This window comes from Ruminococcus sp. CAG:330, assembly GCF_000437175.1.
Taxonomy (GTDB): Bacteria; Bacillota; Clostridia; order Oscillospirales; family Ruminococcaceae; genus Ruminococcus_C.
This window is the reverse complement of record NZ_FR898012.1, coordinates 12,276-34,080: the sequence shown is the minus strand read 5'-3', so window position 1 is coordinate 34,080 and position 21,805 is coordinate 12,276. Positions and strand designations below refer to the sequence as shown.

Below are 21,805 nucleotides of genomic sequence, written 5' to 3'. Positions count from 1 at the left end.
ATCAAGGTCAACAAAAAGCGCTGCACACCGGATCAGCGGCTGGCGGTGGGCGATGCTGTCACATTGTTTGTCAGCGACACCTATTTCGAAGCCAGTCCGCAGTCCCGGACAGAAGCCCCCGAATTTTTGCAGGCGCCGGCAAAGCTGGACATCCTGTTCGAGAACGAGCAGGTACTCCTGGTGTGCAAGCCGGTGGGGCTGGTGGTACACTGCGACAACCGGCAGACACCGGACACCCTCATCAACCGCATCCTCCACTATCTCTACGATACCGGCGCATACCGTCCGGCGCAGGAACAGAGTTTTACACCAGCGCTCTGCAACCGGCTGGACCGCAACACCGGCGGAATTGTCATCGCCGCCAAAACTGCCGCAGCACTGCGGGAGGTCAACCGTCTCATTCGGGAAAACCGCATCCGCAAGACCTACCTCTGTGTGACGGTAGGAACGCCACGGCAAAAGCAGGCGGTGCTTCACGCATGGCACCAGAAATCCGCCAATCACAACACCGTCACCATTCTGGACAAAAAGCAGGCGGGATTTCAGGAGATCATCACCGGCTATCGTGTCCTCGCTGCCAACGAACGCCATGCTCTTCTGGCTGTCGACCTGATCACGGGGCGGACGCATCAGATTCGTGCCCATCTGGCACACATCGGAACGCCCATCCTCGGCGATACCAAGTACGGCAACATGCGGGAAAATCGGGACAGGCACTGTAAGTACCAGCTTCTGTGGGCATATCAGATCACATTGGAGCCGTACCCGGATACCTGCCTTTCCGATCTCAATGGCATGACGATTCGCACAGCGGTGCCGTCCTTTGTCACAAAGGAATTCCCCGACGTTTTGCTCTGAGAGCCTGTTTCGCATCTTTTTTCGCACGTCTTTTCGGCAGATTTTGCCGGTGACTGCGTCAAAAATCCTTGCCATACGACAGTATGCCTGCGGATTTTTTCCTTGTCACCGACAAAATCATGCGCAAAAATCCGCACAGAAAAAGATACGTAACAAGCTCTGAGATTGGTTTCTGATACAGCACCTGCGCTTCCGAAAAACCGAAGCGCAGGTGCTTTTTTCATGGGAATGTCTCCGGCGGGTGCAGATTAGCCCTCGTTCAGCATTCTTGTTACGATCTCCTTGACAATGCCCGGATTAGCCTTGCCCTTGGAAGCCTTCATGCACTGGCCAACTAGATAGCCCAGCGCATTGGTCTTGCCATTCTTATAGTCATTCACAGACTTTTCGTTCTGTGCCAGAACGTCCTTTGCCAGCTGTTCCAGGAAGCCGGTGTCCGAATTCTGCTTCATACCCTTTTCCTCGATGACAGCCACCGGATCCTTGTTCTCTTCGACAATCACAGCGAATACCTTCTTTGCCGAAGCGTTGGAGATGACGCTCTTTTCCACCTGCTCTACCAGTGCAGTCAGGTGCTCCGGTGTCAGTGCAGTTTCCTCAATGCGCTTGCCGGTCTCGTTGGTGTACTTTGCGATGTCCGAGAGAATCCAGTTGCTAATGCTCTTGGGCTTGCAGGTGCCGATGGCAACGCAGGCATCGAACAGCGTCGAACGGGACACATCCTCAGCGATCAGGGTTGCATCAGTCTGGGACAGTCCGAAGTCAAAGACGTACCGCTGAAGCTTCACGTTCGGCAGCTCCGGAATGCTCTCTTTCAGTGCCTGGATCTTCTCTTCCGGCACAACGATGGTCAGCAGATCCGGCTCCGGGAAATACCGGTAGTCCTGTGCGTCCTCCTTGGAACGCATTACAATGCTCATGCCCTTGGCATCGTCCCAGCGGCGTGTTTCCTGTGCAATGGTACCGCCGGCTTCCAGAATCTCGATCTGGCGCTTTGCCTCGTACTCAATGCCGCGAACAGCAGCACTGAAGCTGTTGACGTTCTTCATCTCGCAGCGTGTGCCGAACTCAGCCGCACCTTTTTCCCGTACAGAGACGTTGACGTCGCAGCGGATGGAGCCCTCCTGCATCTTACAGTCAGAGATGTTCAGGTACTGCAAGATAGACTTGATGGTTTCCAGGTATGCCTTTGCCTCGGCGCTGCTCCGGATGTCCGGCTCGGAAACAATCTCGATCAGCGGAACACCGCAGCGGTTCAGATCCACCAAAGAGCCTGCAAACGCCTCATCGTGCAGCAGCTTTCCGGCATCCTCCTCAATGTGGATTCTGGTGACGCCAATGCGCTTCATCTCGCCGTCTACCATGACATCCAGATAGCCCTTTCCGCAAAGGGGCACTTCTGCCTGCGAGATCTGGTATGCCTTGGGCAGGTCGGGATAGAAGTAGTTCTTTCTGTCCTGCTTGCATACACCGTTGATCTGGCAGTGCATGGCGTGTCCCATCTTGATGGCGTATTCTACGACCTTTTCATTCAGCGTCGGCAGCGTGCCAGGCATACCCATGCAGACCGGGCAAACCTGCGAGTTGACCTCCAGGCCAAAGGCGTTGCGGCAGTTGCAGTAAATCTTGGACTTTGTATTCAATTCTGCGTGGACTTCCAGGCCCACAACGATCTCATAATCTTTCATCAGTGTTATTCCTCCCCGCTCAGAGTGTTTCCGGAATCAGCCGGAATCCGCCGCAAATCTGTTCATAGCCATATGCAGCGTTCAGAATGGTCTGCTCTGCGAACTTGTTGCCGATCAGCTGCATGCCGAGCGGCAGTCCTGATGCAGACTTGCCGCAGGGGACGCTGACTGCCGGCAGACCTGCGATATTGACGGTTACGGTGCAGACATCGCTGTAGTACATCTTCAGCGGATCGCCGATGTTTTCGCCGATCTTGAACGCCGCAGACGGTGCGGTCGGTGTGATGATGACATCACAGCTCTGGAATGCATCTGCAAATTCCTGTGCGATCCGGCGCTGTACCAGCTTTGCCTTCTTATAGTACGCATCGTAGAAGCCGGAGCTGAGTACGAATGTTCCAAGCATAATGCGGCGCTTTACCTCGTCGCCGAAGCCCTCGCTTCTGGTCTTTTCGTACATATCGGTTAGACCGTCATAATTCTTAGCACGATAGCCGTACTTCACACCGTCAAACCGTGCCAGATTGGAGGATGCCTCCGCAGATGCGATGATGTAGTAGGTGTTGATAGCGTATTCTGTGCTGGGCAGAGAGATCTCCTTGACCTCTGCACCGCTCTGTTCCAGTTGACGGATGGCATTCCAAACGGCTTCCTTGACATCGGCATCCACGCCCTCGCCGAAGTACTCCTTCGGGACACCAATGCGCAGACCCTGTACATTGCCGTTTAGGTTATCATACAGGTTGGTATAGGTACGGTAAGCGGAGGTTGCGTCCATGTTGTCGTGCCCCTGAATCAGGCTTTGCAGCAGTGCCACGTCCTTGACGGACTTTCCGAACGGTCCGATCTGATCCAGCGAGGAGGCAAATGCCACCAGACCGTAACGGGAAACGCTGCCATAGGTGGGCTTCAGACCAACGACGCCGCACAGTGAAGCCGGCTGCCGGATGGATCCGCCAGTATCCGAACCCAGTGTCAGGATTGCCTCGCCCGCTGCCACAGCTGCTGCGCTGCCGCCGGAGGAACCGCCCGGAACGCAGTCCAGATTGTGGGGATTATGAGTCTTGTGGAAATAAGAGGTCTCCGTGGAGGAACCCATGGCGAACTCGTCCATGTTCATCTTGCCGGTGATGACCATGCCGGCATCCCGAATCGGCTGCATGATGGTTGCATCAAAGGGCGGCACATAGTTTTCCAGCATCCTGGAGGAACAGGTGGTGCGGATTCCTTTGGTGGAGATATTGTCTTTGATACCGATGGGAATACCTGCCAGCGGATGCAGTTCCTTTCCGGCGGCTCTGGCATCGTCCACTGCCTTTGCCTGCTCCAGACAATCCTCACAGCGAGTGACATATGCCTCTACATTCGGCTCTACAGCATCGATGCGGGACAGTACATCCTGTGTCAGCTCCACAGCGCTGCACGCTTTGGTTTGCAGCATTTCAGACAGTTCTGCCGCATTTTTTTCAAAAAGCTTCATCTCGATCTTTTCCTCCTATGTTATTCTACCGTCTTCGGTACGACCAGACAGCCGGACTGTACCTCCGGCGCATTTGCCAGCATCTCTTCCCGGCGGAACTTGTGTTCCACAGCCACGTCCTCACGGAGCTTCATGGGGTGCTCTGCGTCCAGTGTCAGCTCATCCTCCACGTCCGGCAGACGGTCTACCATATCCACAATGGCAGCCATATCGGTTTCAAACTTTTCCAGCTTGTCCGGCGAGATCTGAAGCCGTGACAGCTTTGCGATATGTGCGATATCAATTTTCATTTTGTTTCGTTCCTTTCTTGGAGTTTTTGGCGGAATTCCTCTTCGCTGAGAACAGGGATTCCAAGTTCATTTGCCTTGTCCAGCTTGCTTCCGGCAGCCTCTCCGGCAACAACATACGTGGTCTTTTTGGACACGCTGCCGCTGACCTTTCCGCCGTAGCGCAAGATCTGTTCCTTCGCCTCGCTCCGCTTCATGGCGGAGAGTGTTCCCGTGAGGACAAAGGTCATGCCGGCAAAGCGGGTGTCCTCCACCACGGCGCCCTGATACGTCATATTGCATCCGGCCTCCCGCAGGTGCTGGATGAGCTGGCGCATGTGCGGTTCCTGCAAGGCGGAAACCACGCTCTCCGCCATGACTTCGCCGAAGCCATCGATTTCCTGAATCTCCGCCGCCGTTGCCGACAGCAGGGCATCCATAGAGGGAAATCGCTCGCAGAGCAGCTTCGCCGCACGGGAGCCAATACCCCGAATGCCCAGCGCAAAGATCAGCCGGTCGAGAGAGTTGGCACGGGAGGCATCGATTGCCCTGATCAGGTTGTCCGCCGATTTCTCCGCCACACGATCCAGCTCCACCAGCTGCGTCGCAGTCAGGCGGTACAGATCTGCCACCGAGTGCAGCAGCCCGCCGTTCTGGAGCGCCGCCAGATTCTGCGGTCCCAGTCCGTCGATGTTCATGGCGTCCTTGGACACAAAGTGGATCATCCGCTTCATAAGCTGCGCCGGACAATCCGGATTGGGACAGCGCAGCGCAGCCTCCTCCGGATCCCGCACCGCAGGCGTGTGGCAGACCGGACAGCATTCCGGCAGCTGGTACGGCGCAGCATCCCCGGCGTGCTTCACGCTTCGCAGCACCTCCGGAATGATCTCTCCGGCTTTCCGCACCACAATGGTGTCGCCCAGCCGGATGTCCCGCTCGAAGATAAAGTCCTGATTGTGGAGCGTGGCACGGGAGACGGCGGTTCCGGCGAGCTGGATAGGGTCGAAAATCGCCACCGGCGTGATGACACCCGTTCTGCCCACACTGAGCTGAATCTCCCGCAGAACGGTTTCCTTTTCCTCCGGCGGGAACTTAAAAGCAGCTGCCCACTTGGGCACTTTGGAAGTCGCCCCCATTTCCTCCCGCTGGGCAAAGGAGTCCACCTTGACCACAACGCCGTCAGTGTCGTAGGCGTAGCCGTCCCGTGCAGCGCCGATCTTCTCGATCTCTGTCTGCACCTGCGCTGCAGTCTGGCAGCGCCCGCTCCGTGGAATCACGGTAGGGAAGCCTAACGACTCCAGATAGCGGAGGGAATCCAGATGATTCTGGGGATAGTCGCCGTCCGCCTGTTGGATGTTGAAAATCCAGATGTCCAGACTGCGCTGTGCTGTGACGGCAGCGTCTTTCTGCCGGAGAGAGCCGGCGGCGGCATTTCGGGGATTCTTTGCCGGTGTCTCCCCGTTCTGTTCCTGCTGCTCCACCAGTGCGGCAAAGCTGGCACGGGGCATATACACCTCCCCACGCACCTCCAGAAACGGCGGTGCGCCATGGAGCTGCCGGGGAATGTTGGCAATGGTGCGGAGATTCGCTGTGACATCCTCCCCTACGAAGCCATCCCCACGAGTCGAGCCACGGGTAAATACGCCGTTGGTATATTCCAGCGACACAGACAGTCCGTCGATTTTCGGTTCTACGATAAATTCCGGCTGCGGAACTGCCTCCTGACAGCGCTGAAGAAACGCATCCATCTCTGCAAACGAGAAAACGTCCTGAAGGCTCATCATCTGCACGGTATGCTGCACCTTGTCAAAAGTACGGGAGACACCGCCGCCCACATGATGAGTCGGGGAATCCGGCGCAGTGAACTGCGGATACTGCTGTTCCAGCGTCTCCAGCTCCCGCATCCGCATGTCATACTCATAGTCCGACACGGACGGATTGTCCTGCATATAATACTGTTCGTTATAGGTTTCCAGAAGTTTCCGGAGTTCTGAGATCCGCTGTTTTGCTGTGATTTCATCCATAATTCTGTTCTCCTTGTTGTGGCAGCCGGCGTATACTGCCGGCACACTTCTTTTATTATACCACAAACCAACGGCATATGCTAGACCTTTTACAATTTTTTCATCTTTTTTCTTGCGTTTTTTCCGTTTCTCTTTCTGTCCGCTCTGTTCCGTCAAATTCCAGATAGGATTCCGGCACTGTCCCCACGATCACCGTTTCCGACAGCAGACAGGTATAGGTCACCTCCGCCGTTGTCCGGGAAAACGGAATGGCTGCCTGCATCTCCGCTGTCACCTCTGCCCGAATGGTATGGCAGGTCTGGTTGATGCCGGCGGACGCCAGCTCGCTCACCAGCTTTACCGATGCTGTTCCGATGGGCATCAGGCGCACCGAGATCTCCGGTCCCTTTCCGGCAAAGAGCCACACGCCGGTGGCAGTTCCCAGAGAGACGGTCAGCTCCGCATCCCGGCACCGGGTGAGGTGTTCCTGCACACTTTGCAGCATCGCCGATTGCAGCCGGTTGACCTGCTCGGTCATGGTCTCCACAGCGGTGACATTGCCGGAATCGTCATAGAGCAGCGTTGCAAAATCGCTGTACTGGTACGGGTGCCGGGACAGCACCTCCCCCACGCTATCCGCCAGCACCTGTGTGGCGTAGCGTTTGGTCTCCGACGCACAGACCGCCTCCAAGTTCGGACGAACGGCTCGGTCGGTGCGCAGCAGGAGAAAGAGCAGAAGTGCCGCAGCCAGAAGAAAGAGAACGAGGGAACGAACGCAGGCACGGCGCTGGGCATAGACCTGTTTTCTCATACATAGCTCCTTCCGGACACATCAAACGGGCGACAGTTCTGCCGCCCGTTTTCCAAAGTGGACATGCTCCCGAAGCACCGTTTCCGGCGCTTACGATGTACTGTCCTCGTTCTGCTGTACGGTCTCTCCGCAATGGCAGGATTCGCCCTTGGCGCTGCCGGAAAGTGTTGCCGGTGTGAACTCCTCCGCCGGAAACCGAATCTTATCGAACACAGCACAGGGGGATTCCGTGTCCGCATGGCATTCCTTAGCGGGAATGGTGTACTCATACGTGGGCACCAGAATCGTCACCGGACGGAACAGCTCCACCACAGAGAACAGCCCCAGTGTCATGATGACCGTCCGCACCGGCGCTGCGCCATCCGGCCCGCAGACAGAGCCGATGCGTGCTTCCAGTGCGATCGGCTCGACCACCTGCACGGCTGCCGTGGGGAGATTGATGGTTTCGCAGCAGGCATTGGTGTCGCCGATCTGTTCGCCACTGCTGAAAAACGTCTTGGTGTTGCTTTCTCCACCGTACAGAATGACGTTCTTACTGGTGTACGCCGTTCCGGTCAGCAATACCGGACTGCTGCACGACCGCTCGTATGCCATCAGCTCCACCCGAAACGTATACGTCAGATCAATGGAGTAAAAGCCGCGGTTAAACGGCACCGGCTCGATGTTCATACAGATGTCTGACACCCGCACGCACCGGCTCTTTACCATTGTGACGTTGGCAGGAAGTTCTCCGCCGTCCATTAAAATTTGCACATTGGAAAAGCAGTCACGATCACTGCAGCTGTCAAACACCCGATTCACTTTCACGGGAACAGTGTCTGCGCACTGCTCCGGCATAGGATGGTATTGGCTCATAAAAAGACCTCCTCATAAGCTGTTGCAAGCCCACCAGCTGATCTGATAGCGGCTTCTCTACAGTTTATGAGGAGGCTCCTGAAAATGTGACTGCTTGGGAAAATTTTTCTGTGCTTACGAATTGTGATCCACGTTCTTGAAGGTCTTGAGGTTGCCGATCTTCTGGCTGCGTTCCTCCAGAACGGCTTCCACCTCCGACCACGGCAAGCCCTGCTGTGCGCACAGTACCATGATGTGATACATCAGGTCTGCAATTTCGTTCTTAAGTTCGTCGTTGTCGTTGTTCTTGGCAGCGATGATGGTTTCCGAACACTCTTCACCGCACTTCTTCAGGATCTTGTCCTGTCCCTTGGAGAACAGATAGCAGGTGTAGGACTTCTGGGATTCTACATCCACCTCTCCGTTTTCATACATTGCCTTCCGGCTCATGACAACCTCATACAGTTCTTCCAATGCGTTCATTTTGTCTTGTCCTCCTGATACATTTTATTAAAAAAGCAGCTGTAAGATCCGGTGTGACATGCCACACCAGTCTGTCTGACATTCAAAAGCAGCGTGTCGTTATCACAGTCGCTGTATATAGAAACCACCTTTTGCAGATGGCCGCTGGTGGCGCCTTTGTTCCAGAGTTCCTGACGGGAACGGCTCCAATACCAGGTATAGCCGGTTTCCAGCGTCTTGCGCAAGCTCTCCTTGTTCATATATGCCAGCATCAGCACGGTCTTTGTGTCTACATCAAAGGCAATCGCCGGGATCAGCTCGCCCTTCTGGAAATAGACATCCAGGTTGTTGATATCAATTTCAACCATGTGATTCTCCTTCTTATTTTTGAAATTTCTTTTTGAGTGCACGCTCCACCGGAAACAGGGTCAGCAGTAGTTCTGCGGTCTGTACGCTGACAGCAACAGCTGCCAGGAGCGCCGCCGTCTTTTTTGAGACAAACCGCAGACTGATACAGGATGCCGCAGAAACAACCAGCATTGCTGCGCCGAAAAGCATCCAGAGTCTGCCGCAATACTGATTTGCAAATTTCCAGCTCTCCTCATTTTGCATGGAGCGTTCTGTACGGTATCCGACCCATGAGTTGATCTTTTTGGGCGCATGATACCGCATTGCCCATCCGGCAGCCAGCTGAACAGCTGGAATCAAGAGCAGGCAAAAGACAAGAAAACGCATAGTCACACTTCCTTTGCCCTTTTACCGCATGGGAATTCCCTTGGCACGGCAGTCTGCCTTGACTTCCTGCACGGTCAGCTCCCGGAAATGGAACAGAGACGCAGCCAGTGCCGCAGAGCAGCCGGTCTCCAGAAAAGCATCTGCAAAATCAGACAGCTTTCCGGCACCGCCGCTGGCGATGACCGGAATCTGCACCGCATCGCAAACAGCTTTCAGCATGGGCAGATCGAATCCGCCACGCACACCATCTGTGTCGATGGAGTTCAAGCAAATCTCGCCGGCGCCCAGCTGTTCGCACTGCTTCACCCAGTCGATGAGATCCAGATGCATGTCCACACGTGCGCCGTTGATGAACACCGTCCACTTGTTTTCGCCGATTTTCTTGGCATCGACGCCCACGCAGATGCACTGGCAACCGAAGATGTCGGCGCCGTCCTTGATGAGCTGGGGGTTCTGAACAGCCTGGGAATTGACGGAAACCTTATCTGCACCGGCACGGAGCGTCTCCCGAATATCGTCTACGGTCTTGATGCCGCCGCCCACGGTCAGCGGTACGAAAACCTTTTTCGCCGTCTCCCGTACCACGTCCAGCATGACACCTCTGCCCTCATAGGAAGCAGTGATGTCGTAAAACACGATCTCGTCTGCGCCCTGCTGATTGTAAGCATAGGCACACTCCACCGGATCGCCGACATCTTTGATTCCCTCAAAGTTTACGCCCTTTACCACCTTGCCGTTGCGCACATCCAGACAAGGAATGATTCGTTTTGCCAACATATGCGTTACACTCCTTCCGCCAGAGCAATGGCCTCTCTCAAGTCCAGTGTCCCCTTATAAATCGACTTGCCGCAGATCGTCCCGTAAAGTCCCAGTTCCTTGCAGCCACGGATGTCCTCGATGGTGTGAACACCGCCGCTGGCGATGATGCTGCACTTGCCCTCGGTGGCATCCCGCAGCGCTTTCAGCTGTTCCAGATTCACGCCGGACAGTGTACCGTCCTTGGCGATATCTGTGACAATGAAGTACTCCACGCCCACGGCGATCATCTCTTTCGCCAGTGTGATATAGTCGGTATCCGATTCTTCCAGCCAGCCCTCTGTGGCAACCATGCCGTTTTTCGCATCAATGCCCACAGCGATGTGCCGGCTGCCGAACTTCTGCACCGCATCCTTGACCAGCTGCGGATTTTTCAGCGCTGCTGAACCGAGAATCACTCGCTCCACACCGCTCTTCAAGTAGGTGTCGATGGTCTCCAGATTCCGGATACCGCCGCCGACCTCTACCTTCAAACCGGTTTTTGCTGCCACGTCCTCATAGATATGCTGGTTGACCGGTTTGCCCTCTTTGGCACCGTCCAGATCTACCATGTGAATCCAGGAGGCACCGGCTGCTTCGAAGCCCTTTGCCGTTTCCATGTAATCTGCGGCAACCTTTTCCACGGTGGAAAAATCGCCCTTGAACAGGCGGACACAGTTGCCGTCCTTGATATCAATTGCCGGTAAAATAATCATCCGATCAGCCCTCCGAAGTTCCGCAGAATTTGCAGTCCGATCTCGCCGCTCTTTTCCGGATGGAACTGTGCGCCGTAGACCGTCTTTCCGTCATACACCATTGCCGGAATCTTTGCCGTGCCGTATTCCACATAGGCGGCCAGATATTCGTCCGGCACAATTGCCTGATAGGAGTGGACGAAGTACACGTAGGATTCCTCCGGCAGATTCCGGAGAATGGGACAGTCGTGCTGCATTTCCAGCTTATTCCAGCCCATATGGGGAATGACCATGCCGGGCGCTTCGATTTTTTCCACCTTGCCGGGAACCAGTCCCAGACCGTCGCATTCTTCGAATTCATAGCCCTTTTCAAAGATGAGCTGCATGCCGAGGCAGATGCCCAGAAACGGCTTTTTGCGGGACTCCTCCCGAATCACGCCGGTGAGTCCGCTGTCGTGCAGCATCTGCATGGCGCTGGGGAAAGCTCCCACACCGGGGAGAATCAATGCATCTGCATTCCGGATGGCCTCCGGATCTGCCGTCAGAGCAGCGGGAAGTCCCAGATAATCCAGCGCATTCTTGACGCTGAAAATGTTGCCTGCGCCGTAGTCGATAATTGCGATCATCTTACAGCACTCCTTTCGTGGATAAGGTTTTGCCGGCTTCCAGCGGCGTCACGGCGGTTTTCAGTGCGTGCGCCACGGCTTTGAATGCGGCTTCGCATTTGTGGTGGTCGTTCACGCCGTACATCATATTGACATGGAGGGTAATTCCGGCATTGAATGCAAAGGCACGGAAAAATTCCTCCGTCAGGCAGGCATCATACTGTCCGATCATGGCATTGGTGAACGTCCCCTGAAATACCAGAAACGGGCGGTTGCTGATGTCCAGGCTGCAAAACGCCAGCGCTTCGTCCATGGGAATGAAGGCGCTGCCGTAGCGGGTGATGCCGGACTTGTCCCCCAGCGTCTCCCCCAGCGCCTTACCCAGAACAATTCCGGTGTCCTCGACCGTATGGTGACCGTCCACATAGAGGTCACCCTTAACGGCAATGTCCATGCTGATGCCGCTGTGAACAGACAGTGCTGTCAGCATATGGTCAAAAAAGCCGATGCCGGTATCGATGTTGGCGGTTCCCATGTTGTCCAGTTTTACGGCGATTTTTATGTCTGTCTCTTTGGTCTTTCGTGCAAGTTGTGCTTGCCGCATATGGATTCCTCCCTATACTTTTTAGTCATCATTGTCAAAGAAAGCATCATCAATCTGTTTGAACTCATATATTGTTTCAATATGAACACCGAGATTATATTCAATCATTAAATGTATTAGCATATCGCCATCTACTAAAACGATTTTTTGATTAGCAAGTTGAATTGCTTCATTTGAGTATTTCGCTGTCGTAATAAACAAACCTTTAGAAGCACCTTTTCCAACTAATGCACCTAAAAACTTTTGGATTTCTGGTCTGCTGACTGTAGAATCTAGCTTCCATTGTTTGGCTTGCACATAAATTGTATCAAACCCAAATTTATCTGCTTTTATTGAACCGTCAATGCCAGCATCGCCCGATTTTTTTGTAACACTAGGTTCTCCATATCCCATCTTCTCCAACAACTGAACAACTAATTTTTCAAAATCATAAGGAGACATTTTTAAAACTTTTTGCATCAAGTTAATAGCAAGACTTTCATTAAGTTGGCGACTAATAGTATCTAACTGTTCTTGAGGATCTTGCAAACTTAATTCAGGAGATTCGCTATCATTGCAAGTGGAGTTGTCCATAGAATTAGCTATTGATTTTTGCTCTTTTTCTCCTTTGAATTGGCGAAAAGATTCAAATTGTGTAAGATATTCGAGAGTTATATTTTGTACTCCATTTTTTGCAGCTTGTTTCCCTAATGTTGTGATTATATATTTTGATCGGCTTGGACTTTCAATAAGACCTGCATTCTTTAGGTATATCTCTGCCCATGCAATTCTATTGCTGTATTTGTATTGTCCACTAGTTAATCTTTCTTGTAGTTCTTCTTCTGTTATGGAATAATAACTCACACAATAATTACGAATATCTTTTGTAGAATGTTCTTTTTCATCTAATAGGCATTCCATAACAGGAGCAAAAAATTCAAAATATTTTGGAATTGCCATTACTTTTCTTCATCCTCAAACCGCACCGTAATTGCATTGGCGTGTGCGGTCAGCCCCTCCTTATTGGCGATCAGCACAATGTCATCCTTGGCTTCCCGCAGAGCATCTCTGGTATAGTAGGTATAGCTAGAACGCTTGGTAAAGCTCTGCACGCCCAGCGGCGAGAAGAACCGTGCCGTTCCGCTGGTGGGCAGAACGTGGTTCGGGCCGGCATAGTAGTCGCCCAGCGGTTCAGAGGCATATGCGCCCAGGAACAGCGAACCAACATTGTCCAGTGCGCCCAGCAATTCCATGGGGTTCTCCATGAGCACTTCCAGATGCTCCGGTGCCACCATGTTTGCCAGCTGCGCTGCCTCTTCCCGGCTGTTGCACAGCAGCACTGCGCCGTACTCATTCATAGACTTCTCGATGATCTCTTTTCTGGAGAGATACTGCACCTGACGGTTGACCTCTGCCTGTACCTTTTCTGCCAGCTCCGGACAGGTGGTCACCAGAATGGCAGATGCCATCACGTCGTGCTCCGCCTGGGACATCAGGTCGGCAGCCACATACTTCGGATCAGCAGTTTCATCTGCCAGCACCATTACTTCGCTGGGGCCCGCGATCATATCAATGTCCACAACACCGTACAGCAGCTTCTTCGCAGTAGCAACGAAGATGTTTCCGGGGCCGACGATCTTATCCACCTTCGGGATCTCCTCTGTGCCGTATGCCAGCGCTGCGATTGCCTGCGCACCGCCGGAGAGGAACACACGGTCTACCCCGCACAGTCCGGCAGCCACCAGAATATCTGGATTGGGTGTGCCGTCTTTGCAGGGCGGTGTTACCATAATGATTTCTTTCACGCCGGCGATCTTTGCCGGAACAGCATTCATGATGACGCTGGACGGGTAAGCTGCCGTACCGCCCGGCACGTACAGACCAACACGCTCCAGACCTCGAACCCGCTGTCCAAGAATAACACCGTTGGGCAGGGCGTTAATGAAGCCCTCCTGCACCTGACGCTGGTGGAAGTCACGGACGTTCTCGATGGCGTTGAGCATCGCACTGACGAACTCGCCGTCCGCATTGGTCAAGGCATCATTGATGACATCCCGTGGCACCTCGTAGTACTCCGGCAGGCTGCCATCGAATTTCAGCGTGTAATTCTTGACCGCCTCGTCACCGCCAGCCTTGACTGTGCGGATGATCTCGCTGACGGTTTCTGTGACACGCTGGTTGGTCTCGCCGGTGCGCTGATCCAGACTGGTGAAGAACGCATCCCGTTCCTCCTGATTGCTGGCGTTAATGGTTTTCATTGTAATCATGACAGAGCCTCCTCAATTTTCTGAATCAAAGCTTCGATTTCGGACTGTCGCAGTTTCAGGCTAACGGTATTGGCAATGAGCCGTGCGGAGATGGGCACAACGTCCTCCACGACCTCCAAACCGTTCTCCCGCAGCGTCACGCCGGTTTCCACGATGTCCACGATGCCGTCTGCCAGACCCAGCAGCGGTGCCAGCTCCACAGAACCCTCAATCTTGACAATGTCCACGTCCATGCCCTTGCTCTCAAAGAAACGGCGTGCCACATTGGGGTACTTGGTGGCAATGCACTTCACGCCGAATCCGCTGTAGAAGTCGCTGCCCTTTTTGGTGGCAAGCGCAAACTTGCAGCGTCCGAATCCCAGATCGACCAGTTCAAAAAACTTGCCCTGCATCTCAATAATGGTATCTTTTCCCACAACGCCCATGTCGCAGACGCCGTGCTCCACGTAAGTGATAACATCGTTTGCTTTTGCCAGAACGACTTCCAGATTGGCATCCGGAATCGGCAGAATCAGCCGCCGGCCCTTTTCCCGAACTGCCGTACAGTCATAGCCCAGCTTCTCCAACAGACTGACTGTATCCTTTTCCAGTCTGCCCTTGGTCAGGGCAATTCTCAGCGGTTTTGCCATTTATTCTACCTCCGTAACTTCTTCATCCACGATGACAATTTTTCCGATGTTCCGTTCCCGTGCGTACTCCCGCACCAATTCCAGCTGGTCAAAGAAGCCGTATTCTACGACCATACCCTTTTTCCGGAGCTGCTCTGCCACGGAAACCGCTTTCATCTCGTATCCCTGTTCCGCATAGATCACAGCGTCTGCGGAGGGTACCGGAATCTCCCCGTTCTGGCGGACAATGTTGGAAACAGCGTCCACGTTGACTGCGAAGCCGGTTGCCGGAATGTCATAGCCAAAATCTGCCAGCAGCTTGTTATACCGTCCGCCGGAAAGCACCTCTTCGCCATAGCCCTCCAGATAGCCCTTGATGATGACGCCGGTGTAATAATCCGCATTGTTGACCATACCCAGATCGACCGTCAGCCGGCCTGTTCCGATGACCTTGGAAATATCCTGATACAGCTTCTTCAGATCAGTAAGAATCTCGTCAATGCGCTGGCTGGAATACAGCTGCGAAGCCTTGTCGAAAACCTCTTCTCCGCCGAACAGCGCCGGCAGTTTTTTCAGAGCCGCAGCGATCTTGCTGTCCCCCATGGTATCCAGCACATCGTTCAGCGCCGGATAGTTCTTGGTTTCGATGAGATAGCGGATGTTCTCCCGTTCCTCCGGTGTCGCATTCAGTTCCCGCATCAGTTCCTTGAACACGCCGGCATCTCCCAGTTCCAGCGAAAAGCTGCCGTCGCTGCACGCAGCCAGCACATCAATAGCGGTGGTCACCATCTCCACGTCTGCCATATAGGATGATGTGCCCAGCAGCTCAATGCCCATCTGCATGATCTCATCGCTTCTGCCCTTCAGCGCCGGTTCGAACCGGTATACCGTCTGGTTATAATACAGGCGCAGCGGAAGCGCTGCATCCCGCAGACGGGTCGCCACAACTCTGGCAATGGGCGTGGTGGAATCCGGACGCATCACCAGCAGACGGCCCTTGCTGTCCGTCAGTTTATACAGACGCTCCGGCGGGTAATGGGTGGACTCCGTCTGGAACACATCGAAAAATTCCAGACTGGGGGTAATCAGCTCCGAATAGCCCTTGCTGCGGAAAATCCCGTGCAGCTGGTTTTCTACTTTCCGGCGCACCAGACACTCTTCAAACAAAAAATCCTTTGTTCCCTCCGGGGTAATCAGATTATATTTCTTCATATGTTCCTCCTCGTTCGCTTTACCGTACTAACATAATACTATAGTAGCACAATATAATATTGATGTCAAGTCCCTCTGATTTAAAAGAGTGTCATCTGGCTGGATTTCGGCAGATTGCCCAAAGCGTTCATCTGCTCCAGCGTTTCAATTATTGTTTTTGACGCACCGCTCTTGGACTGGAATTCCTCGATGGACATAAAGTCCCGTTTCTGCGCTGTTTCATAGAGATTCTGTGCAGCCGCTGCGCCGATGCCGGGGATTGCACTGAACGGAATGCGCACCTTGCCGTCCTGCACCAGATAGCGGCTGGCGTGGGATTTGTAGAGGTCGATGGGCAGAAATTCGCAGCCGCGGCTGAGCATCTCGTTGACGATCAGCAGGGTGTCCAGCAGATCGGACTCCTTCTTGCTGCGCTCGTTGCCCTTTTCCTTGAGCGCATCGATCTTGGCACGCACGGCATCCTTTCCCTGCAATGCCAGCACCGCATCGAAGTCATCCCCTCGGGTGCTGAAATACACGGCGTAGTATGCCAGCGGATAGTACAGCTTGAACCAGCCCAGCTTAATGGCTGCCGTAACATAGGCGGCAGCGTGCGCTTTTGGGAACATATACTTGATTTTCAGACAGCTGTCAATGTACCACTGCGGAACATTGTGGTCCTTCAGCATCTGGATGCGCTCCGGCGTAAAGGTCTTGGGCGCTTTGCCCTTACGGGTATCCTCCATGATCTGGAACGCCTGTTTCGGCTCAACGCCCTTGTGCAGCAGATAGGTCATGATGCTGTCACGGGTTCCGATGACATCAGAAATGGTGCAGGTGCCGTTGTCGATGAGATCCTTGGCGTTGCCCAGCCATACGTCCGTTCCGTGGGACAGACCGGAAACCTGCAAAAAGTCGCTGAACTTCTTGGGCTTGGAATCCAGCAGCATCTGGATGGTAAAGCCCGTACCCATTTCCGGAATTCCCAGACTGCCGGTCTTGCAGTAGATCTCTTCCGGCGTAACGCCCAGCACCGAGGCATCCGTACACATTTGAATGACCTTGGGATCTGTGGTGGGAACGTCGTGGATGGAGAGTCCGGTCGCCTCCTCCAAGTGCTTATACATGGTGGGGACAACGTGTCCCAGTTCGTCCAGTTTCAGGATGGTATCGTGCAGAGAGTGGAAGTCGAAGTGGGTAGTCAGGATGTCCGACTCCGCATCGTCCGCCGGATGCTGCACCGGCGTGAAGTCATAGACATCGTAGTCGCTGGGGACAACGACCATACCGCCGGGGTGCTGACCGGTGGTTCGTTTGATGCCGGTGCAGCCAATGGCAAGGCGGTTGATCTCCGTGGGACTGTACTCCAAGCCCCGCTCTTCCAGATACTTTTTGACATAGCCGTAAGCCGTCTTGTCGGCAACGGCGGCGATGGTTCCCGCCTTGAACACGTTGTCCCGTCCGAACAGCTCCTCCGTGTAACGATGGGCGGAGGACTGGTACTCGCCGGAGAAGTTCAGGTCGATATCCGGCGCCTTGTCGCCGTCGAAGCCGAGGAAGGTTTCGAACGGAATGTCATGGCCGTCCCGGTTCATCTCCGTCCCGCAGTTCGGACAGTTCTTTGGCGGCAGGTCAAAGCCGGAGCCGACGCTGCCGTCTGTGATAAATTCGCTGTGCTTGCACTTGGGGCAGACATAGTGGGGCGCAAGGGGATTTACCTCGGAGATACCTGCCATGGATGCCACAAAGGACGAGCCGACGGAACCACGGGAGCCGACCTGATAGCCGTGCGCCACGCTGTCCCATACCAGCTTCTGGGCGATGATATACAGCACGGAAAAACCGTGCTTGATGATGGAGGAAAGCTCCCGGTTCAGGCGTTTTTCCACCAGTTCCGGCATAGGATCGCCGTAGATCTCCTTTGCCTTGGTGGTGGTGATGTTCACCAAATCCTCCTCCGCACCGTCGATGGTGGGGGTGAAAGTGCCGTTGGGGAACGGCTGGATTTTCTCGATCTGATCGGCAACGGCATTGGTGTTGGTGACCACGATCTCGTACGCCTTTTCCTCGCCGAGATAGGCGAACTCCTCCAGCATCTCCTCTGTGGTGCGCAGATACAGGGGCGGCTGGAACTTTGCGTCGTCGTATCCCTGCCCTGCCTGCAAGATCTCACGGTAGATGGCATCTTCCTTGTCCATGAAGTGCACGTCGCAGGTGGCACAGACCGGAATCCCCAGCTCGTCGCCCAGCGCCACAATGCGCCGGTTATAATCCCGAAGTGCCTCCACATTGGGAGCGGTGCCATTGCGGATCATGAAGGCGTTGTTGCCAACGGGCTGGATCTCCAGATAGTCGTAGAACTTCGCCAGCTTCACCAGTTCCTCGTGGGACTTCTCCTCCACCATCGCCCGAAACAGCTCGCCCGCCTCGCAGGCGCTGCCGAAAATCAAGCCTTCCCGATGCTGCATCAGCACTGACTTGGGAATCAGGGGCTTCCGGTAGAAACACTCGATGTGGCCATAGGAGATGAGCTTGTACAGATTTTTCAATCCGATGTTGTTCCGCACCAGAATGATCTGGTGATAGGACTTCAGCTTTTTGACATCGATTTCCTGCGTCTTGGTGTTCAGGTCGGAGAGCAGCGCTGCTTTCTTGGTCTGGATGAGCCGGCTCACCAGTTCCTTATAGATTTTCGCCAGCATCTGCGCATCATCTGTAGCACGGTGATGATCGAACTTGCCGAGCTTCAGCGCCTTTGCCACGCCGTCCAGCTTATGGCGGGACATGTTGGGCAGCATTGCCTTGCACAAAATCAGGGTATCCAATGTGGCAAACGAAAAGTCAATGTTGTGGCGCTGGCAGACATTGCGGACAAATGCGGTGTCGAATCGGGCGTTGTGCGCCACCAGTACCGGATTCTCTCCGCAGAATTCCATGAACTTCCGGAGTGCCTCTTCCTCCTTGGGCGCATCCTGCACCATGGCATCGGTAATGCCGGTCAGCTCCACGATGTTCTCCGGGATTTTGCGCTCCGGATTGACCATGATGCCGAAGGTATCCACCACCTGCATTCCCCGCATTTTCACTGCGCCAATTTCCGTCAGACGGTCGTTAGCGGGACTGAGTCCGGTGGTCTCCACGTCGAAGATGATGATCTCATCCTGCAATGTGCGATTCCCCGGCTCGTCAATGATAAGCTGGCGATCCAGATCGTTGACCACATATGCCTCGCAGCCGAAGATCACCTTGAAGTCCTTGTCCTTGAACCCACGCCATGCGTTCATCGCATCCGGAAATGCCTGTGCGATACCGTGGTCGGTGATGGCGATCGCCGGATGCCCCCATTCGTGGGCACGCTCCACCAGCTTGGCACAGGGCGTGACAGCATCCATCTGAGACATATTGGTATGGCAATGCAGCTCCACACGCTTTACCGGTGCGTTGTCCATCTTCCGCTTCCGCTTGACCATGACAATGGAGTCCGGTTTCAGCACGTCCTCCCGGGCGAATGAGTCGTAATCGATGCGTCCCAGCACCAGGAGGGTGCTGCCCTTTTTGATATCCCCCAGCGGCAGCTTGGAAAGATTTTCGGTGGAGTCAAAAAGCTTCATCAGTACGGAGTATGTGCCGTCTGTGATTTGAAACGTCATGACAGTGCGTTCCCCACGCACCTCACGGGATTCCATGGCAAAGACATCGCCCATCACTACGACACGCTGACCCTGCACCTCCACTGCCTCCCGAATAGGCATGGGCACGTCCCGAATCTGCCGTCCCTTGATGAGGACGGCACTGTCCGGCACAATGCCGGAGATGCTCTCGTTCATGGCAACACTCTGCGCCACAGGTTTAGGTGCCTTGGCAGCTGCACCGCCTGTAGCGGGAGCGGCTGCGGACTGCTGGAACTGGGCGTCGTGCTTGGGCAGCGCCTGCTCCGCCTTGTCGATGATTGCCTGAAACTCCTCTTCTGTCACGCTGGCAGCGCCGTGAAACACCACGTGGAATCTGCGGGAGAACATCTGTTCCAGCATGCCGGAAAAATAATCCGCCACATGGTACTTCTCCAGAATGTCGTATCCGCCGTTGTGCAGGGTAATGTGCAGCGTGTCCTCGTCCATAGAAACATCAGCATCATTGATAAAGCCGTTGACCACGGTCATCTCCCGTTTGAGAAAGACCACCAGATCGGCAAAGTACTCCAGCGAGAAAAGCTCCGGTGCAAATCGGGGGTGCAGCCGTACCGAGTGAATCTCCAGCCGAATTTCCAGCTCGTGCTCCAATGCCAGCAGATCCTGCGCCAGCACCAGATGCGGGAAATGCACATAAAACGAAATTTTCGTCAAATTCTCCGAATATGTCATGCGCTGCAAGATACCGTCCTGTAGCGAATCCGGCAGCACCGGCACATACTCTTCCAAAAATGCCGCAAAATTCAACTCCATTTTTTCAACTCCTAAAGCTTTTCAATTTCTGCCAGCAGCTCCGGCACGATCTCCTCTTCTGCCACTTTTCGCAGCACCGTCCCCTTGCGGAACAGCACGGCGCAGCCATCCCCGCCGGCAATGCCGATATCGGCTTCCCGTGCCTCCGTCATCAGGCAGAACTTCGAGACGATGTACAAGAACACGACGCAGCCCATGACAGCGACCTTGATGTCCTTTTCCACATGTTCCAGCGCTGCTTCCACTTCCTTGGCGGTCTTGACCAGATCAATTCGGGTTCTGCCGCAGGTGGGACAGGACACGATCTGCGGCCCGCCACGCTTTCCGATACACTTGAGGATGTCCTGCGCTGCCTTGATCTCCCGCACCGGATCCTCTGTGAGGGAGACACGAATGGTTTCGCCAATGCCGTCATGCAGCAGCGTTCCGATGCCGATGGCGGACTTGATGAGTCCCATGCGCTCTGTGCCGGCCTCCGTCACACCGAGGTGCAGCGGATAATGACACTGCTGCGCACAAAGACGGTACGCCTCGATCATGGTATTGACATCCGAGGACTTCATAGAAATTACAATGTCATCGAAGTCGCACGCCTCCAGCATCCGCACGTGACCCATGGCGCTCTCCACCAGCGCCTCCGCTGTGGGTGCGCCGTACTTCGCCAGAATCTCCTTTTCCAGCGAGCCGGAGTTGACGCCGATGCGAATGGGAATCTTCCGTGCCTGACATGCCTTTACCACAGCACGCACCCGCTCCATGCTCCCGATGTTTCCGGGATTGATGCGAATCTTATCAATTCCGGCAGCAGCTGCTTCCAGCGCCAGCCGATAGCGCCAGCCGATAGTCGAAGTGGATGTCTGCCACCAGCGGAATGGAGATCTTCTCCTTGATGGCGGGAATCAGCGCAATGGCGGATTTGTCCGGAATTGCCGCACGCACGATCTCGCACCCCGCCTGTTCCAGTGCCACTGCCTGCGCCACGCTTCCGGCGATATCGTCAGAGCGTGTGTTCAGCATAGACTGGATATAGATATGTTTCCCGTCCAGCGTGCAGCTGCCGACGGAAACCGGTTTTACATTTCTCATGGTTCTTCTCCTCCTCATCGGAAAAAGCGTGTGATATCCTGCACCGTTACCAGAATCATCAGCAGGAACAGCGCTGCCATACCAATCAGATGCACCATTGCCTCACGGTTTTTGGGCACGGGCTTCCGGCGAATCGCCTCGATCAGCAAAAAGACAAACCGGCTGCCGTCCAGTCCGGGGATGGGCAGCAGATTGAACACACCCACGTTTACCGTAATGAAAATGGTCAGGTTCATTACCGACTGCACCCGTTCCAGCAGATTCTCGCCGCTGGATGCCGCCTGTTCGATGACGCTCACTGTACCCACCGGACCGGAAAGGTCTTGCAGGCTATATTTTCCGCTGACCAGCTCCACCAGCGACATCCAGATCAGTTTCGCTGTGGCTGCCGTATCC

Annotated in this window: 21 protein-coding genes and 1 pseudogene (1 of these 22 running past the window's edge); 1 reads left to right on the top strand and 21 read right to left on the bottom strand. The window is 54.6% G+C overall.

Going from position 1 to position 21,805, the window contains the following annotated elements; genetic code table 11:
- Window positions 1–858: RluA family pseudouridine synthase (locus QZL66_RS02620; protein WP_293601787.1), on the top strand; the 858-nt coding region annotated here is incomplete at its 5' end.
- Between the two features lie 248 nt (window positions 859–1,106).
- Here QZL66_RS02620 and gatB read toward each other — a convergent pair.
- From gatB to QZL66_RS02515, 21 genes and pseudogenes are all read right to left on the bottom strand, one after another.
- Entirely contained in the window at window positions 1,107–2,546 is a 1,440-nt protein-coding gene (gene gatB / locus QZL66_RS02615) for an Asp-tRNA(Asn)/Glu-tRNA(Gln) amidotransferase subunit GatB (RefSeq protein ID WP_022410214.1), read from the bottom strand.
- A gap of 19 nt (window positions 2,547–2,565) precedes the next feature.
- Window positions 2,566–4,026: an Asp-tRNA(Asn)/Glu-tRNA(Gln) amidotransferase subunit GatA gene (gene gatA, locus QZL66_RS02610; RefSeq protein WP_022410213.1), complete on the bottom strand. Its 1,461-nt coding sequence runs from the start codon at window positions 4,024–4,026 to the stop codon at window positions 2,566–2,568.
- Window positions 4,027–4,046: 20 nt separating this feature from the next.
- Window positions 4,047–4,316, bottom strand: a complete 270-nt coding sequence (gene gatC / locus QZL66_RS02605; protein ID WP_022410212.1) for an Asp-tRNA(Asn)/Glu-tRNA(Gln) amidotransferase subunit GatC — start codon at window positions 4,314–4,316, stop codon at window positions 4,047–4,049.
- A complete protein-coding gene (ligA, locus tag QZL66_RS02600) occupies window positions 4,313–6,316 on the bottom strand; it encodes an NAD-dependent DNA ligase LigA (RefSeq protein WP_022410211.1) in 2,004 nt (667 codons plus the stop codon). The genes gatC and ligA overlap by 4 nt, the downstream gene beginning before the upstream one ends.
- Window positions 6,317–6,416: 100 nt before the next feature.
- Window positions 6,417–7,106: a sporulation protein YunB gene (gene yunB, locus QZL66_RS02595; RefSeq protein ID WP_022410210.1), complete on the bottom strand. Its 690-nt coding sequence runs from the start codon at window positions 7,104–7,106 to the stop codon at window positions 6,417–6,419.
- Between the two features lie 90 nt (window positions 7,107–7,196).
- Window positions 7,197–7,961 carry a hypothetical protein gene (locus QZL66_RS02590; RefSeq protein WP_022410209.1) on the bottom strand — a complete coding sequence of 255 codons (765 nt, stop codon included), beginning with the start codon at window positions 7,959–7,961 and terminating at the stop codon, window positions 7,197–7,199.
- A 114-nt stretch (window positions 7,962–8,075) separates the two neighbouring features.
- Complete coding sequence (hisE, locus tag QZL66_RS02585) at window positions 8,076–8,423, bottom strand: phosphoribosyl-ATP diphosphatase (protein ID WP_022410208.1); 348 nt, start codon at window positions 8,421–8,423, stop codon at window positions 8,076–8,078.
- Entirely contained in the window at window positions 8,420–8,770 is a 351-nt protein-coding gene (hisI, locus tag QZL66_RS02580) for a phosphoribosyl-AMP cyclohydrolase (RefSeq protein ID WP_022410207.1), read from the bottom strand. Before hisI ends, hisE begins: the two co-directional genes overlap by 4 nt.
- A 13-nt stretch (window positions 8,771–8,783) precedes the next feature.
- The gene (locus QZL66_RS02575; protein ID WP_022410206.1) at window positions 8,784–9,137 is read right to left on the bottom strand and encodes an SdpI family protein; all 354 of its coding nucleotides are present in this window, start codon (window positions 9,135–9,137) and stop codon (window positions 8,784–8,786) included.
- 21 nt (window positions 9,138–9,158) lie between these two features.
- Window positions 9,159–9,914, bottom strand: a complete 756-nt coding sequence (gene hisF / locus QZL66_RS02570) for an imidazole glycerol phosphate synthase subunit HisF (RefSeq protein ID WP_022410205.1) — start codon at window positions 9,912–9,914, stop codon at window positions 9,159–9,161.
- A gap of 5 nt (window positions 9,915–9,919) precedes the next feature.
- Window positions 9,920–10,648, bottom strand: a complete 729-nt coding sequence (hisA, locus tag QZL66_RS02565) for a 1-(5-phosphoribosyl)-5-[(5-phosphoribosylamino)methylideneamino]imidazole-4-carboxamide isomerase (protein ID WP_022410204.1) — start codon at window positions 10,646–10,648, stop codon at window positions 9,920–9,922.
- Window positions 10,645–11,253 carry an imidazole glycerol phosphate synthase subunit HisH gene (gene hisH, locus QZL66_RS02560; protein ID WP_022410203.1) on the bottom strand — a complete coding sequence of 203 codons (609 nt, stop codon included), beginning with the start codon at window positions 11,251–11,253 and terminating at the stop codon, window positions 10,645–10,647. The genes hisA and hisH overlap by 4 nt, the downstream gene beginning before the upstream one ends.
- Window position 11,254: 1 nt before the next feature.
- Complete coding sequence (gene hisB / locus QZL66_RS02555) at window positions 11,255–11,836, bottom strand: imidazoleglycerol-phosphate dehydratase HisB (RefSeq protein WP_022410202.1); 582 nt, start codon at window positions 11,834–11,836, stop codon at window positions 11,255–11,257.
- Window positions 11,837–11,857: 21 nt separating this feature from the next.
- Window positions 11,858–12,775: a restriction endonuclease gene (locus QZL66_RS02550; protein WP_022410201.1), complete on the bottom strand. Its 918-nt coding sequence runs from the start codon at window positions 12,773–12,775 to the stop codon at window positions 11,858–11,860.
- Window positions 12,775–14,073: a histidinol dehydrogenase gene (gene hisD / locus QZL66_RS02545; RefSeq protein ID WP_293601788.1), complete on the bottom strand. Its 1,299-nt coding sequence runs from the start codon at window positions 14,071–14,073 to the stop codon at window positions 12,775–12,777. The genes QZL66_RS02550 and hisD overlap by 1 nt, the downstream gene beginning before the upstream one ends.
- Before the next feature lie 5 nt (window positions 14,074–14,078).
- Window positions 14,079–14,711 (bottom strand): ATP phosphoribosyltransferase, encoded by a 633-nt coding sequence (gene hisG / locus QZL66_RS02540; protein WP_022410199.1) that lies wholly within the window; start codon window positions 14,709–14,711, stop codon window positions 14,079–14,081.
- Window positions 14,712–15,902 (bottom strand): ATP phosphoribosyltransferase regulatory subunit, encoded by a 1,191-nt coding sequence (hisZ, locus tag QZL66_RS02535; RefSeq protein WP_022410198.1) that lies wholly within the window; start codon window positions 15,900–15,902, stop codon window positions 14,712–14,714. It abuts the gene before it with no gap.
- Window positions 15,903–15,982: 80 nt separating this feature from the next.
- Entirely contained in the window at window positions 15,983–20,323 is a 4,341-nt protein-coding gene (locus tag QZL66_RS02530) for a PolC-type DNA polymerase III (protein ID WP_022410197.1), read from the bottom strand.
- Between the two features lie 11 nt (window positions 20,324–20,334).
- Window positions 20,335–21,409 (bottom strand): annotated as a pseudogene (gene ispG, locus QZL66_RS02525) (flavodoxin-dependent (E)-4-hydroxy-3-methylbut-2-enyl-diphosphate synthase).
- A gap of 14 nt (window positions 21,410–21,423) precedes the next feature.
- Window positions 21,424–21,774, bottom strand: a complete 351-nt coding sequence (locus tag QZL66_RS02520; protein ID WP_022410194.1) for a site-2 protease family protein — start codon at window positions 21,772–21,774, stop codon at window positions 21,424–21,426.
- A gap of 5 nt (window positions 21,775–21,779) precedes the next feature.
- On the bottom strand, window positions 21,780–21,805 hold the 3' end of the coding sequence (locus QZL66_RS02515) for a site-2 protease family protein (RefSeq protein ID WP_022410193.1). 703 nt of this gene lie beyond the right edge of the window; only the last 26 of its 729 coding nucleotides appear in the window; the start codon falls outside the window, past its right edge — the gene reads right to left on this strand; its stop codon occupies window positions 21,780–21,782.

Excerpts from the sequence above, each read along its gene's own strand:
- QZL66_RS02550 (WP_022410201.1), bottom strand. The coding sequence starts at position 12,775 with ATGGCAATTCCAAAATATTTTGAATTTTTTGCTCCTGTTATGGAATGC.
- hisH (WP_022410203.1), bottom strand. The coding sequence starts at position 11,253 with ATGATCGCAATTATCGACTACGGCGCAGGCAACATTTTCAGCGTCAAG.
- QZL66_RS02575 (WP_022410206.1), bottom strand. The coding sequence starts at position 9,137 with ATGCGTTTTCTTGTCTTTTGCCTGCTCTTGATTCCAGCTGTTCAGCTG.
- gatA (WP_022410213.1), bottom strand. The coding sequence starts at position 4,026 with ATGAAGCTTTTTGAAAAAAATGCGGCAGAACTGTCTGAAATGCTGCAA.
- hisA (WP_022410204.1), bottom strand. The coding sequence starts at position 10,648 with ATGATTATTTTACCGGCAATTGATATCAAGGACGGCAACTGTGTCCGC.
- hisI (WP_022410207.1), bottom strand. The coding sequence starts at position 8,770 with ATGGTTGAAATTGATATCAACAACCTGGATGTCTATTTCCAGAAGGGC.
- hisD (WP_293601788.1), bottom strand. The coding sequence starts at position 14,073 with ATGAAAACCATTAACGCCAGCAATCAGGAGGAACGGGATGCGTTCTTC.
- hisF (WP_022410205.1), bottom strand. The coding sequence starts at position 9,914 with ATGTTGGCAAAACGAATCATTCCTTGTCTGGATGTGCGCAACGGCAAG.
- yunB (WP_022410210.1), bottom strand. The coding sequence starts at position 7,106 with ATGAGAAAACAGGTCTATGCCCAGCGCCGTGCCTGCGTTCGTTCCCTC.
- hisB (WP_022410202.1), bottom strand. The coding sequence starts at position 11,836 with ATGCGGCAAGCACAACTTGCACGAAAGACCAAAGAGACAGACATAAAA.
- gatC (WP_022410212.1), bottom strand. The coding sequence starts at position 4,316 with ATGAAAATTGATATCGCACATATCGCAAAGCTGTCACGGCTTCAGATC.
- QZL66_RS02590 (WP_022410209.1), bottom strand. The coding sequence starts at position 7,961 with ATGAGCCAATACCATCCTATGCCGGAGCAGTGCGCAGACACTGTTCCC.
- hisZ (WP_022410198.1), bottom strand. The coding sequence starts at position 15,902 with ATGAAGAAATATAATCTGATTACCCCGGAGGGAACAAAGGATTTTTTG.
- QZL66_RS02530 (WP_022410197.1), bottom strand. The coding sequence starts at position 20,323 with ATGGAGTTGAATTTTGCGGCATTTTTGGAAGAGTATGTGCCGGTGCTG.
- QZL66_RS02520 (WP_022410194.1), bottom strand. The coding sequence starts at position 21,774 with ATGTCGCTGGTGGAGCTGGTCAGCGGAAAATATAGCCTGCAAGACCTT.
- hisG (WP_022410199.1), bottom strand. The coding sequence starts at position 14,711 with ATGGCAAAACCGCTGAGAATTGCCCTGACCAAGGGCAGACTGGAAAAG.
- ligA (WP_022410211.1), bottom strand. The coding sequence starts at position 6,316 with ATGGATGAAATCACAGCAAAACAGCGGATCTCAGAACTCCGGAAACTT.
- gatB (WP_022410214.1), bottom strand. The coding sequence starts at position 2,546 with ATGAAAGATTATGAGATCGTTGTGGGCCTGGAAGTCCACGCAGAATTG.
- hisE (WP_022410208.1), bottom strand. The coding sequence starts at position 8,423 with ATGAACGCATTGGAAGAACTGTATGAGGTTGTCATGAGCCGGAAGGCA.